The 12,418-nt window shown below is 62.8% G+C and carries 12 protein-coding genes; 6 read left to right on the top strand and 6 right to left on the bottom strand.

Going from position 1 to position 12,418, the window contains the following annotated elements:
• Window position 1: 1 nt before the first annotated feature.
• Together C5L14_RS04375 and C5L14_RS04370 are read right to left on the bottom strand one after the other, a co-directional pair.
• Window positions 2-286: a type II toxin-antitoxin system RelE/ParE family toxin gene (locus C5L14_RS04375; protein ID WP_105860837.1), complete on the bottom strand. Its 285-nt coding sequence runs from the start codon at window positions 284-286 to the stop codon at window positions 2-4.
• Window positions 283-582, bottom strand: coding sequence for an antitoxin of toxin-antitoxin stability system (locus C5L14_RS04370; protein WP_105860836.1), 300 nt, complete (start codon window positions 580-582; stop codon window positions 283-285). Before C5L14_RS04370 ends, C5L14_RS04375 begins: the two co-directional genes overlap by 4 nt.
• 172 nt (window positions 583-754) lie before the next feature.
• Between C5L14_RS04370 and C5L14_RS04365 the strand changes: the two genes are divergently transcribed.
• Window positions 755-1,372: a LysE family translocator gene (locus tag C5L14_RS04365; RefSeq protein WP_105860835.1), complete on the top strand. Its 618-nt coding sequence runs from the start codon at window positions 755-757 to the stop codon at window positions 1,370-1,372.
• A 117-nt stretch (window positions 1,373-1,489) separates the two neighbouring features.
• Window positions 1,490-3,916, top strand: a complete 2,427-nt coding sequence (gyrB, locus tag C5L14_RS04360) for a DNA topoisomerase (ATP-hydrolyzing) subunit B (protein WP_105860834.1) — start codon at window positions 1,490-1,492, stop codon at window positions 3,914-3,916.
• A gap of 101 nt (window positions 3,917-4,017) precedes the next feature.
• Here gyrB and C5L14_RS04355 read toward each other — a convergent pair whose 3' ends face one another.
• A complete protein-coding gene (locus C5L14_RS04355; protein WP_105860833.1) occupies window positions 4,018-4,515 on the bottom strand; it encodes a DinB family protein in 498 nt (165 codons plus the stop codon).
• Window positions 4,516-5,109: 594 nt separating this feature from the next.
• On the opposite strand from C5L14_RS04355, the gene C5L14_RS04350 reads away from it, so the two are divergent.
• The 4 genes from C5L14_RS04350 (at window position 5,110) to C5L14_RS04335 (ending at window position 9,734) form a co-directional block, all read left to right on the top strand.
• Complete coding sequence (locus C5L14_RS04350; protein ID WP_105860832.1) at window positions 5,110-6,060, top strand: phosphoribosylaminoimidazolesuccinocarboxamide synthase; 951 nt, start codon at window positions 5,110-5,112, stop codon at window positions 6,058-6,060.
• 806 nt (window positions 6,061-6,866) lie between these two features.
• A complete protein-coding gene (locus C5L14_RS04345) occupies window positions 6,867-7,940 on the top strand; it encodes an acyltransferase family protein (protein ID WP_181161024.1) in 1,074 nt (357 codons plus the stop codon).
• A gap of 460 nt (window positions 7,941-8,400) precedes the next feature.
• Entirely contained in the window at window positions 8,401-8,631 is a 231-nt protein-coding gene (locus C5L14_RS04340) for a helix-turn-helix domain-containing protein (protein ID WP_105860830.1), read from the top strand.
• 371 nt (window positions 8,632-9,002) lie between these two features.
• On the top strand, window positions 9,003-9,734 hold the full coding sequence (locus C5L14_RS04335) for a glycerophosphoryl diester phosphodiesterase (protein ID WP_105861311.1): 732 nt from the start codon (window positions 9,003-9,005) through the stop codon (window positions 9,732-9,734).
• Window positions 9,735-9,738: 4 nt separating this feature from the next.
• Here C5L14_RS04335 and C5L14_RS04330 read toward each other — a convergent pair whose 3' ends face one another.
• The 3 genes from C5L14_RS04330 to C5L14_RS04320 are packed head-to-tail and all read right to left on the bottom strand — an operon-like array spanning window position 9,739 to window position 12,416.
• On the bottom strand, window positions 9,739-10,482 hold the full coding sequence (locus C5L14_RS04330) for an MBL fold metallo-hydrolase (RefSeq protein ID WP_105860829.1): 744 nt from the start codon (window positions 10,480-10,482) through the stop codon (window positions 9,739-9,741).
• A 42-nt stretch (window positions 10,483-10,524) separates the two neighbouring features.
• Entirely contained in the window at window positions 10,525-11,628 is a 1,104-nt protein-coding gene (locus C5L14_RS30945) for an ABC transporter ATP-binding protein (protein WP_105860828.1), read from the bottom strand.
• Window positions 11,625-12,416 carry an ABC transporter permease gene (locus tag C5L14_RS04320; RefSeq protein ID WP_105860827.1) on the bottom strand — a complete coding sequence of 264 codons (792 nt, stop codon included), beginning with the start codon at window positions 12,414-12,416 and terminating at the stop codon, window positions 11,625-11,627. The genes C5L14_RS30945 and C5L14_RS04320 overlap by 4 nt, the downstream gene beginning before the upstream one ends.
• Window positions 12,417-12,418 lie beyond the last annotated feature (2 nt).

Raw genomic sequence — 12,418 nt, 5'->3', positions numbered from 1 at the left:
GTCAAAGAGCGGAAGGCCAGCGCTGCGCGCCATGGAGAAGGCGGAGAATGACAACGACATCGCCTTCGATTCTGTAGGCAGCGATAAAGGGCGTGCCGCCCACCACCAATTCCCGAGTACCGGGGACGCGACCCGGCCTTCCCAGGCGAGGGTGATCAGCGAGCCGCAGAACAGCAACTTCGATGGCATCGCCCATGTCAATGGCGGCCCAAAGATTGCGTTCGGCGATGAAAGCCAATTGGCTTTCTCGATTTTGCTCCGCAATCGGCAGCCATTCTATTCTCATCGGGATTTTCCACCGGCGCGCTCGACTAATTGCGCTCGCTGGCGCCGCCAGTTGTTCGATACCTCGTCCTGCGAGATGCGTGCCACGCTCGGGTCGTCCGCCTCTCGCATGGCTTGCGCCACCTCGGAGCGAAACCAAGCGTCATGCTCTCGGGCCTGCTGCTGACGCTCAATGAACTCGCGCATCAATTCGCGAACGACCTGCGAGGCCGGACGATGGGCGGCTTCAGCCTCGGCCATGAAGGCGTTGCGAAGCTCGGGCTCCAGCTTCAGCGTGAACATGGTCTCCTTCGACATGCCGGACCTCTCGATATCTAAACGATACTATACAACGTATATACGACGTATAGTACCTTTCAAGCAATCTTGTGGCCATTAGCCTGTCGAGGCCAGCATGCAGGGACAGTGCGCGCAAAGCTTCCCACTCTGGCCGCGACCGGCTATAAAGGCCTCCCACCGGAGCCTTTCCATGCTCGATCCCGCCGCTCTCGCCGTCTATGCCGGCGCGCTGTTCGTGGCCGCGGCTCTGCCGGGGCCGGGCGTCGCGGCGCTGGTGGCGCGCGTGCTCGGCAGGGGCGTGCGGGAGAGCCTGGGCTTTGCCGTCGGTATCGCCCTTGGCGATCTGGTCTGGCTCGGTTTCGCCGCGGCGGGCCTGGCCGTGCTGGCGCAGAGCTTTTCGGGCGTCTTCCTGGCGATCAAATATGCGGGCGTTGCCTATCTGCTCTATCTGGCCTGGAAATTATGGACGACGGCGAACCTCGCCCAGGTCGTCGAGCGCGATGCAAGCCGCGAAGGCGGCTGGCGCAGTTTCCTCGGCGGCCTGTCGATCACGCTCGGCAATCCCAAGGTGATGGTGTTCTACACCGCCCTTCTGCCCAACCTGATCGACCTCGGCCGTCTCTCCCCGGCAAGCTTCGTCGAGCTTGCCATCGTCACCGAAGCGGTGCTCGCCTCCGTGTTCGGCTTCTACATCGTCCTGGCCGGCCGGGCTCGCTCCCTGTTGACCAGCCCGCGTGCCATGCGGCTTCTGGCAAGGAGTTGCGGCACCATCATCGCCGGCACGGCGGTGACGATCGCCACGCGATGAAAGATCGCCGTCATCCACCGATAAATATCTGATAAATCACAAAAATGTGCCGTTTTGGCATGAAATTCGGCACGGGAATCCCTATATTTCCTTCCGAATCAAGGAATGAGTTGCTCAATGGCTGAACCCGCTTTGTCCGAAACGCCCGAAAATGACTACGGCGCCGACAGCATCAAGGTGCTCAAGGGCCTGGATGCCGTGCGCAAGCGCCCCGGCATGTATATCGGCGACACGGATGACGGCTCGGGCCTGCATCACATGGTCTATGAGGTCGTCGACAATGCCATCGACGAGGCGCTGGCCGGCCATGCCGACATCGTCACGGTGACGCTGAACCCCGATGGCTCGGTCACCGTCACCGACAATGGCCGCGGCATCCCCACCGCCATCCATCCCGAAGAGGGGGTGTCGGCGGCCGAAGTGATCATGACCCAGCTTCATGCCGGCGGAAAGTTCGACCAGAATTCCTACAAGGTCTCGGGCGGCCTGCATGGCGTCGGCGTATCCGTGGTCAACGCGCTCTCCTCCAAGCTCACCTTGCGCATCTGGCGCGACGGCGGCGAGCACGTCATGAGTTTCAGCCATGGCGATGCCGATGCGCCGCTCAAGATGGTGGGACCGGCCGGCGACAAGCGCGGCACGGAGGTGACCTTCCTGCCGTCGACCGAAACCTTCACCAAGACCGAATTCGACTATGCCACGCTGGAGCGGCGCCTGCGCGAGCTCGCCTTTCTCAATTCCGGCGTGCGCATCGTGCTGACGGATCGCCGCCATGGCGGGGAGAAGAGCGAGGAGCTGATGTATGAAGGCGGCCTCGACGCCTTCGTGCGCTATCTCGACCGCTCCAAGACCGCCCTGGTGCCGGCGCCGATCTATGTGAAGGTCGAGCGCGACGGCATCGGCGTCGAGGCGGCGATGTGGTGGAACGACAGCTATCACGAGACGGTGCTGTGCTTCACCAACAACATCCCCCAGCGCGACGGCGGCACCCATCTCGCCGGGCTGCGCGCCGCGCTGACCCGCCAGGTCACCTCCTATGCCCAATCCTCCGGCATCTCCAAGAAGGAGAAGGTGGAGATGACGGGCGACGATTGCCGCGAGGGCCTGACTTGCGTGCTCTCGGTGAAGGTGCCCGATCCGAAATTCTCGTCGCAGACCAAGGACAAGCTGGTCTCCTCCGAGGTGCGCCCGGTGGTCGAGAGCGCCATGAACGAAGCGCTGTCGACCTGGTTCGAGGAGCATCCGGCCGAAGCCAAGACCATCGTGGGCAAGGTGGCCGAAGCCGCCGCCGCCCGCGAAGCGGCGCGCCGCGCCCGCGAACTCACCCGCCGCAAGGGCGTGCTCGACGTCGCCTCCCTGCCCGGCAAGCTCGCCGATTGCCAGGAGCGCGATCCGGCCAAGGCCGAGCTCTTCATCGTCGAGGGTGACTCCGCCGGCGGCTCGGCCAAGCAGGGCCGTGCCCGCGAATACCAGGCCGTGCTGCCGCTGCGCGGCAAGATCCTCAATGTCGAGCGCGCCCGCTTCGACAAGATGCTGTCGTCGGAACAGATCGGCACGCTGATCACCGCGCTCGGCACCGGCATCGGCTCGGAGGAGTTCAATCCGGACAAGCTGCGCTACCACAAGATCATTATCATGACGGACGCCGACGTCGACGGCAGCCATATCCGCACGCTGTTGCTGACCTTCTTCTTCCGCCAGATGCGCGAGATCATCGATCGCGGCCACGTCTATATCGCCCAGCCGCCGCTCTATAAGGTATCGCGTGGCAAGTCCGAGCAATATCTCAAGGACGAGCGGGCACTCGAGGACTATCTGATCGATACCGGCGTCGAGGGTGCTGTCCTCCGGCTCGGCGGCGGCGAGGAACGCGCCGGCCAGGACCTGCGCGCCGTCATCACCGATGCCCGCGCCATCCGTACGCTGCTGGGGCAGCTCCACAGCCGCTATGATCGCGTGGTCGTGGAACAGGCAGCCATCGCCGGCGCACTGAATATCGGAGTGGTCGCCGATCCCGAGCAGGCCCAGCAGGCCGCCGAGGAGACGGCGCGGCGCCTCGATGCCATCGCCGAGGAATTCGAACGCGGCTGGACCGGCCGGGTCGACAAGGGTGGCTACGTCTTCGAGCGCATGGTGCGCGGCGTCAAGGAAGCCCATACGCTCGATGCCCAATTGCTCGCCACCGTCGATGCCCGCCTTCTCGATGAGCGTGCAACGGCGCAGCGCGAGGTCTATGGGGTTCCTGCCAGCCTTACCCGCCGCGGCGAGGAGACCGAGATCCACGGCCCCGTTGCCTTGTTCGAGACGCTGACCAACGCTGCCCGCAAGGGCCTGTCGCTCCAGCGCTACAAGGGCCTCGGCGAGATGAATCCCGACCAGCTCTGGGAGACCACGCTCGACCGCAATGTCCGTTCCCTGCTCAAGGTGCAGGTCAAGGAAGTGGTCGAGGCCGAGGACATCTTCACCAAGCTGATGGGCGACATCGTCGAGCCGCGCCGCGAATTCATCCAGGACAATGCGCTGACGGCCCAGGTCGACGCCTGAGCCGCACGCCCGGCGCAATTTCTCGAAAAGTCGAGATCCGCTCCGCCGGAAGCGGATCTTCACCCTGGACCGGACGCCCGGCTGCGGCGAGGGCCGGTTGGCTATGGCAGCATCTCGAGGTCGGTCGGCCCCGGCAGCGTCCCTGCTGCCGTCAGCATCGCGTGGATCTGGCCGCGGTGGTGGGTCTGATGGTTGAAGAGTTGCATGACGCACAGAGCCCTTGGCTTCTCGACCCGCGTTGAACCTTCACCGGGACGCCAGGCGACCATGCCGGCGAGATCCGCGTCGAGCAGCCGGGCTGCCCACGCCTCGATCTCTTCGTCACGGCGCGAACGGAGCGTCTTGAACTCGTCCCAATCCGATGGGCTCGTGAGCGAGTGCTCGATGTGGTCCTCCGGGTGCTCATTTCCCTTCAAGCGCTGCAGGATCAGGGCATCGGCCCAGTAGAGATGGTTCAACGTCGCTGCGATCGATCGGAAGAAGGCGCCGCGGTCCTTCCAGCGATCCTGATGGGTGAGCCCATCGGCGGCCGTGACCAGGGAGGTGTTCTGCCAGGTGTTGTACCTTGCCATGAGGCGGCAATAGGCGGCTGAGATCATCGTCTCGGGCTCCTTTGGTTGAACGGCGACTGGCTGCAGGTCTCCAACGGCGGGCCTGCGTGATGGAAAATGACGGCAGGTGAGTTTTGCGGGACGGCCGCCAAGGGCTGGTGCGAGCGGCAGCCGCCGGCGTGGGAACGGACCGCGCGGCGGGCAAACCTATAGCGTTTTGCGATCAGACGCAGTCACCAAGAATCGCAAAGACGCGTCAGAACAATGAGATAGAGCAAATTAGCGTTCACGCTTGAACGCGCTTTGCTCTAGCGAATGCAAGGATGGCGGGGAGGAGGAAGGAAAGGGGCGGTTTGCTCTGAAGCCGCCAAAGTCGCGCCTAGTCATCCGGCGTTCGATAGGCCTGAGGCCTCATGGACTGGTCTGACCTGTCCTGGCTGAGTCTATGGGCTCAGTCATCGAAACGGATCCGGTTCCCCGCGATCCGTTGCCCATGATAATAGCAGAACTCCGGGGCGAATTGAACCCTGGAATCGCCCCTTGGCCCCGACGTCCGGGAATCGCCCGGAGCTGCCTGCGGGTGTGACATGACGGGCTGGCCATGTCATAAGCGGCTTTCCCATGCCTCGACACGGTCTTCCCATGCCAAATATTGCCGCTCTGCAAGATGCCTTCATTCCGGAATTGCCGAATTACTATCGCGGCAAGGTCAGGGAGAACTATGATCTTGCCGATGGGCGCCGCATCATCATCGCCACGGACCGCCTGAGCGCCTTCGACAGAGCGATCGCCAGCATTCCCGGCAAGGGGCAGGTGCTGACGCAGACGGCACGCTATTGGTTCGAACATACCGGCGACATCTGCCCCAATCATGTGCTCGACTATCCCGATCCCAATGTCGTGGTCGGGCGGAGATTGACGATCCTGCCGGTGGAGATCGTGGTGCGCGGCTATCTCGCGGGCACGACGGGGACTTCCATCCTGACCCTCTACAAGCAGGGCCAGCGCGAAATGTACGGCACGCGCTTTCCCGACGGGCTGCGCGACAACCAGGCCTTGCCGCAGGCGGTCATCACCCCCACCAGCAAGGCTTTCGACGGCGGGCATGACGAGCCGCTTTCCGCCGACGAGATCATCGCCAAGGGTCTGCTCACCCCCCGGCAATGGGAGGAAGTGTCCGGTTATGCCCTCGCGCTGTTCGCCCGCGGCCAGGCCATGGCGCGGGAGAAGGGGCTGATCCTGGCCGATACGAAATATGAATTCGGCACCGACGGGGAGGGGCGCATCATCCTGGCGGATGAAATTCATACGCCCGATTCCAGCCGGTACTGGTTTGCCGCCAGCTATCCGGCGCGTTTTGCTGCCGGTGAAAAGCCCGAAAGCTTCGACAAGGATTTCGTGCGCAACTGGGTGGCCGCCCGCTGCGATCCCTATAAGGAAGCGATCCCTGCCATCCCTCCGGAACTGATTGCCGAAACCTCGAAGGTCTATATTCAGGCCTATGAGACGATAACCGGGCAGGTTTTTGAAAGCCCTGGCGATCAGGTTAATCCATTGGACCGCATACGCCGCAATCTCGCCCGTTACTTCTAGAGCGGTGTCCGATCACGCCGGATCGAATATCGTTCATGATTCCCAACAGATAGACACGTCTTTCCGATCCAGTGGAATCGGAAAACACTGTAGGCCACCGAGCCGAAAGGCGGATGCCGACTGCCACAAATGTCCGCGATATCAAATATTCGCGACATAAGGACCGATGCTGCAGGGAATTCGGCAAACCGGCATCTTTTCAGTTTCTTGGATGCGCGCCCCCGCGAAAGGGCGCGCAAGCTTTAGCGCTGCCTGCGGCAGAGGGCAGGGACACCATTACTTGTTGGATGCATGCGGAGCAGCGTGGAGACTTTCTGTCTCGGCTCGGGTTTCCCGTTGGTACGGTCGCGTTGCATATCGTTAATTTTGACTGAATTGCCATGTTCATTTCCTAAATAAAACAAATTTTTGAATATGTATTAAATATCCTCCTTAGTAATTTCGAATTAATGTCCATGTGTCTAAATAAAGTTTTACGCCATTGAGTTTGCTATTGGCGGGATATGTTGCAATTATTGGAATCGTGTGCAAGAATTCCTTTGCGTTATGGTGGAGATCGTAGCCGGAAGGAATTTGCGCCGGCAATGAAACTCGGCCGGTCGGATGGGAATGTAGCCGGCAGCGACGAGACGCTGGCCGAGCCCGCCCATGCGGCCCCATAACCATTGTCGGCAGGGCCAATGGCCCTCGAGCCTCCCCTGTTTCAAGGAGGCTCCGCGAATCGTAAAGACGCGTGAAAACAAACAGTTGGAGCCAGTGGGCGTTCGGGCATGAACGCTTATTGCTCCGCACAGGACGAGGTCAGGATGCAGCGTTACTCCGTGGTCCCCGGCAACCAGGCTGCCAAATCGCATTTCCTGCTGCTCGACGGGTTACGTGGCTTCGCTGCATTTTGCGTGATGCTGATCCATCTCGGCAGCTGGCTGGCCGTGCCCTGGATCGCCAGGAACAGCTATCTGGCAGTCGACCTGTTCTTCTGCCTGAGTGGCTATGTGCTGTCCTATGCCTATATGGGCCAGGCCCGCAGCATGGACAGTTTCGAATTTCTGCGCGTCCGTCTGCTGCGCCTGCTGCCGCTGACGGTGCTCGCCCTCGTCATCAGCGCCTCCTACCTGGTCGCCCGCGGAGCCTTCGAGCATGCGCCGGTGCCCTATGCCGAACTACTGAATGCGCTGATGCTCTCCACCTTCAGCCTGCCGAACTTCAGCGCTCCCGCCGAGATCGGAGGACCAAGCTTCTTCCCGCTGAACGCTCCACAATACACCATCCTGCTCGAACTCACCGCGAATCTGGTGTGGTGGCGCCTGCGGCACACCAATCTGGAGAAGGTCGCCGCCGCCATTGCCTTGGCCTGCCTGTGCGTCCTGGTGGTCACCGGCCTGGGTGGGGATACCCCGAACACCTTCCTGGCTGGCTTCCCGCGTGTCGGAGCCTCGTTCTTCATCGGTATCGTGCTTTATCAGATGCGGGACAGGTTGCCGGCGTGGCGGGGATGGACGGTGACCTTCTGGCTGCTGGTCGGTGCGATGGCCGTCCTGTTCTTCTGGCCGACCGAACTGCCGCGGGTCGTGCAGCTCACCTGGGTCGCACTGCTCTCGCCCGCCCTGGTGGTCGTGGGCGCCAGGCTTCAGTGTTCGGGCGGGCTCGCCTCCTTCTGCTCGGTGGCGGGCACGGTATCCTACCCGCTTTATTGCCTGCATTTCCCGATCTTCTGCTGGATCAACGGCCTATACCGCTCCTTCTTCGGTGCGCAGAATTTCTATGTCGAGGCTCCCATCGTTGCGGTCGTCGCGATCATCGGCAGTTTGCTGGCGCATTACTGCTACGATGTCCCCATCCGCCGTTATCTCGGTGCTCGCTCGAGGCGCGTGCATGCGTGAGAGCCCCTTGGCTCCAGCGCCTTGTTTCGAAAGCTCTTTTGCCGTCGCAGGCAATCGAGCCGAAACGCGGGATCCGCCCCGCCGGAAGCGCCTGCAAACGAGGCTTGATCTCACGGGCATGAGCTGTCACTATCCGCGCCCGATAGCAGTGGCAGGCGGGGTGCATCCCGCCGTCAGTCGAAATGCCTGATTCGCTTCTGTTCCAACCAAGACTGATCAAAGGCAATACCTAAGGAAAGCGCCGTTCTTCCAAGGCCTTTTTCCGTGTTTGATCGATATTGCAAAGCTGAAACAGTAACTTAAGTAGTCCCTCCCGCAGTTGTGTGCTCGCAATGCACATGTCGCGCAGACCGATACTTGGCAAATCGTTAATTGGAAGGCATGTTGTGCCGCCTTCACCATCCAGGACGGGAGACAAATACAAAATCCATTTCCCCGGTTCTCAACAAGGAGGATTTACATGTCCCATACCGGAAGCGATCATACCCTTGCCCAGACCTGCACCTCCTCGGTGCCCGTCGGTGCGGACCTCTTCAGGCAGGTTCGTGAAGCAAAGGGATACAGCAGGGAGGACCTCGCGGTCACCTGCGGTCTCACGGTCGATGAGATAGAAGACCTCGAACTGGGCAACAATGCCAGCCCCGCCCATCTGCGCCGCGTCGCGGCCGCACTCGGCCTGCCGAGCGAATAACCGGCTGAGCCTCCCTTCCGAACCGCCTCAAGGGCCTGACGACCGAATTGCAGTGTAGGCTTTCCGAGGTGGTTCAACCCGGCGGATCCGGTACCGCTAGAGTTCATTCAGTCGTCTCGTGACCCAAGATTCCAGGCTGGCGTTCTCCGGGGGGTGAACCAGCGGATTCGGGTTTGGTCCATAGGACCGTCTCTCACCGAAAATCTGAGCCAAAATTGCATCCCCGCATTCCATCGAATGCGGGGATGCCGGTATCATTCTGCCTGTCTCCGCGCGAAGAAGTGGGGGCAGCAAAGTTCGTGACCTTGCCATTGCCGGCGCTTCGGGCCATGGAGCTTGTGATCCTCTCGATCTGCTTCTGGAGACCGGCGATGCCCCTCACCCTCCCCCGTGTCATCGGGCATCGCGGCGCCGCCGCGCATGCGCCGGAGAACACGCTCGAATCGATCCGCTGCGCTGCGGCCTTCGGCGTTGCGATGGTCGAGATCGACGTGCAGCTCAGCAAGGACGAGGTGCCCGTCGTCATTCATGACGATACGCTGGAGCGCACCACCACGGGCCGCGGGCCGGTCATCGATCTCACCTGGCGGGAGCTCCAGGCTCTCGATGCCGGCGCGCCGTTCGGCCGCCCCTTCGCCGGCGAACGCATTCCGGACCTGCCGTCCGTGCTTGCCTTGTGCAAGGAACTGGAACTCGGCCTCAATGTCGAGATCAAGCCCTCGCCCGGCACCGATGTCCGCACCGCCGAAATTGCCTTGAAGACGATCGATGCCTTCGGACCGATCGGGGCGCCGCTGGTTCTCTCGTCCTTCTCGGTCGAAAGCCTGGAAGCGGCCCGGGATCTCGCCCCGCATCTGCCGCGCGGCTATCTGATCTGGGAGCGGCCGGCCGATTGGGCCGATATCGCCGACAGGGTGGCCGCCGCCTCCATCAATTTCGATCATGAACAAGAGACGCCCGAGAGCATCGCCGCCTATAAGGCCACCGGGCGCCCGCTGCTGTCCTATACCGTGAATACCGCCGAACGGGCACGGGAACTGTTCGCCTTGGGGGTCGCCGGCGTGTTCACCGACTTCCCAGGCCGAATCCTGCGGGTGGCCTGAAGCGTCAGGCCGGCGGCACAGTCCTGCCCTTGCCTTCCAGCCAGGCGCGGATGAGCTGGCGGTAGCGTGCGCCGTCGAAGCTTGGAAAATGCCCGCCATGCACGATGCGGACGGGCAGGCGCAGCAGCCGTTCCATCGAGGCCACATAGTCCTGCGCATTGGCGTGATAGGTGTCCTCGATCAGCGGGCCGTCATAGAGGATGTCGCCGGAAAACAGCGTCGCCGTGCGTGCTTCCCACAGCGCGATGCCCCCCGGCGAATGGCCCGGCGTGTGGATGACCTCGAAAACGCGGTCGCCGAGGTCGATGACGTCGCCGTCTTCCAGAATCCGGGTGGCCGGCGCCCGCTTCACCGCATAGCAGGCCGAGCAATAGGGCTCCGGCGGCAGGGCATCGAAGATCCCATCGGTGACATAGGGATCGGCCAGGGTGTTCTGCCGGGTCGGATTGGCGAGGAGGTCCGCCTCGGCGGCATGGACGGCCCGGCATTCGAACTCGTGATGGCAGCCGATATGGTCGAAATGGGTGTGGCTCGCCACGGCGATCAGGTCGCGCTCGGTCACCAGCGGCACCCATTCGCGCAGCGAGACGACGCCCATGCCGCTGTCGATCAGCATGTCGCGGTCGCGCCCGCGCACATGCCAGATATTGCAGCGGTAGAATTCCTGGATATAGGGCTCGCCGATGGCGGTGACGTCGTCGGCAAGACGCCGTACCTCATACCATTTGTCGGGGCTGATCCGCTGCATCGGGCGTTTTCCTGCATTTGGTTCGTCGCGTTGCGCGACCTCTCAAATGGGGTGAGCAATCACTTCCCGTGAGGGCAAGATCACCACATCATCCGGCTTGACGGCAAGCGACAGGGACTGGCCTTCGGAGAGTCTGGCCGATTGCGGCAGATGGGCCACCAGGGCCGGCCCGGCCGCCGGCTGGAGATGGCAGCGGTAATGCGTGCCGAAAAAGGCTCCGCCCGTGACCCTGGCCTCGCCCAGCGAGATTGTCGGACCCGCCTCGCCTGCCTCCGGGCGGAAATGCTCCGGCCGGATGCACAGCGTCACCGAGCCATGCCTGCGGGGCTCGCCCGTGGTGAAGCCGGCGCTGGGCAGCACGAGGCTGCCGAGGGCGGTGTCGATGCGGGCCTGATTACCCCGCAGATCAGCGACCTCGCCGGCAATGAAATTGGCCTCGCCCATGAAGCCGGCCGAGAACAGCGAGCGCGGCCGCATATAGACCGTGGCGGGCGGGCCGACATCCTCGACATGGCCTGAATTCATCACCACGATGCGGTCGGCGATGGCCATCGCCTCCTCCTGGTCATGGGTGACATGCACGAAGGTGGTGCCGACCCGTTTCTGGATCGCCTTCAATTCGTCCTGCATCTGGCGCCGTAGCTTGAGATCCAGCGCCCCGAGCGGTTCGTCGAGCAGCAGCACGTCGGGATCGACGGCGAGAGCCCGGGCGAGGGCGACGCGCTGGCGCTGGCCGCCGGACAATTCATGCGGTTTCTTCGCGACAGCCTTGTCGAGGCCGACCAGGCCGAGATAGCCGAGCGCCTTCTCGTCGCGCTCCGCCCGCCCCATGCCGCGCATGCGCAGGCCGAAGCCGACATTGTCGATAAGGCGCATATGCGGGAAGAGGGCATAGTCCTGGAACATGGTGGTGGTCGGCCGCCGCGCCGGCGGCACGTTCGTCATGTCCTTGCCGCCGATCAGCACCTGCCCGGAGGTCGGCGTCAGGAAACCGCCCAGGATCGAGAGCAGCGTGGTCTTGCCGCAGCCGGAGGGTCCGAGCAGCACGATGAACTCGCCGGCCGCGATCTCGAGCGAGACGTCGTCGAGGGCGGTGAAGGCGCCGAAGGTCTTGCTGGCGTTGCGGACGGAAACCGAGGCGGTCATGATTTTTTGGCCCTTCCGAAGACGGCGAGTTCGACGACGACCAGCACCAGGATGGAGATGAGGAAGACCAGCGAACCGATGGCGTTGGTCTTGGGATTGAGGCCGGAGCGCAAGAGGTTCCAGATCTCGACGGGCAGTGTGACGTCGAAACGCGAGAGCAGGAACGCGATGATGAACTCGTCCCAGCTGAAGGTGACGGACAGGAAGAAGGCCGCGAGGATCGAGGGGGCGAGCATCGGGGCGGTGACCAACGCCATCACCTTGATGTCGCTGGCGCCGAGGTCGCGGGCCGCCCGCTCGATGTTGATGTGGTGGTCGCCCATCGAGGAATAGATAATGGCAAAGCAGAGCGGCAGGTTGATCACCACATGGCCGATGCCGACGGTCCACAGCGAGAGCGGCAGATGCAGGGCGTTCAGTACCGTCAGCAGGCCGAGCGCGATGATGAGATAGCTCACCGTCATGGGCGCGATCAGAAGGCCGCGCTGCAGCGCCGAGCCGGGCAGCCTGTAGCGCGCCAGCGCATAGGCGGCGAGAAAGCCGAGGAGGCAGGCGACGATAGAGGAGCCGATGCCCACCAGGAGCGAATTGAGCATGGCCGCCATCAGCTTGCCGTCGGCGAAAACCGCCCGGTACCATTGCAGGGAGGCGCCGTTGAAGGGCGGCACCGGCAGGCGGCCGTCCTGGAAGGAGAACAGCACCAGCACCGCCACCGGCAGGAAGATGAAACCGAAGATCGCGACGGCATAGAGGCCGCTGAGCATATCGGCGAGGGTCTTGCGCGTCATGC

The organism is Labrys okinawensis (assembly GCF_002982075.1).
Classification (GTDB): domain Bacteria; phylum Pseudomonadota; class Alphaproteobacteria; order Rhizobiales; family Labraceae; genus Labrys; species Labrys okinawensis_A.
Note: the sequence above shows the minus strand (reverse complement) of the source record. Positions and strands in the feature narration are given on the sequence as shown.

Excerpts from the sequence above, each read along its gene's own strand:
- C5L14_RS04330 (WP_105860829.1), bottom strand. The coding sequence starts at position 10,482 with ATGCAGCGGATCAGCCCCGACAAATGGTATGAGGTACGGCGTCTTGCC.
- C5L14_RS04320 (WP_105860827.1), bottom strand. The coding sequence starts at position 12,416 with ATGACGCGCAAGACCCTCGCCGATATGCTCAGCGGCCTCTATGCCGTC.
- C5L14_RS30945 (WP_105860828.1), bottom strand. The coding sequence starts at position 11,628 with ATGACCGCCTCGGTTTCCGTCCGCAACGCCAGCAAGACCTTCGGCGCC.
- C5L14_RS04375 (WP_105860837.1), bottom strand. The coding sequence starts at position 286 with ATGAGAATAGAATGGCTGCCGATTGCGGAGCAAAATCGAGAAAGCCAA.
- gyrB (WP_105860834.1), top strand. The coding sequence starts at position 1,490 with ATGGCTGAACCCGCTTTGTCCGAAACGCCCGAAAATGACTACGGCGCC.
- C5L14_RS04350 (WP_105860832.1), top strand. The coding sequence starts at position 5,110 with ATGCCAAATATTGCCGCTCTGCAAGATGCCTTCATTCCGGAATTGCCG.
- C5L14_RS04345 (WP_181161024.1), top strand. The coding sequence starts at position 6,867 with ATGCAGCGTTACTCCGTGGTCCCCGGCAACCAGGCTGCCAAATCGCAT.
- C5L14_RS04355 (WP_105860833.1), bottom strand. The coding sequence starts at position 4,515 with ATGATCTCAGCCGCCTATTGCCGCCTCATGGCAAGGTACAACACCTGG.
- C5L14_RS04335 (WP_105861311.1), top strand. The coding sequence starts at position 9,003 with ATGCCCCTCACCCTCCCCCGTGTCATCGGGCATCGCGGCGCCGCCGCG.
- C5L14_RS04365 (WP_105860835.1), top strand. The coding sequence starts at position 755 with ATGCTCGATCCCGCCGCTCTCGCCGTCTATGCCGGCGCGCTGTTCGTG.
- C5L14_RS04370 (WP_105860836.1), bottom strand. The coding sequence starts at position 582 with ATGTCGAAGGAGACCATGTTCACGCTGAAGCTGGAGCCCGAGCTTCGC.
- C5L14_RS04340 (WP_105860830.1), top strand. The coding sequence starts at position 8,401 with ATGTCCCATACCGGAAGCGATCATACCCTTGCCCAGACCTGCACCTCC.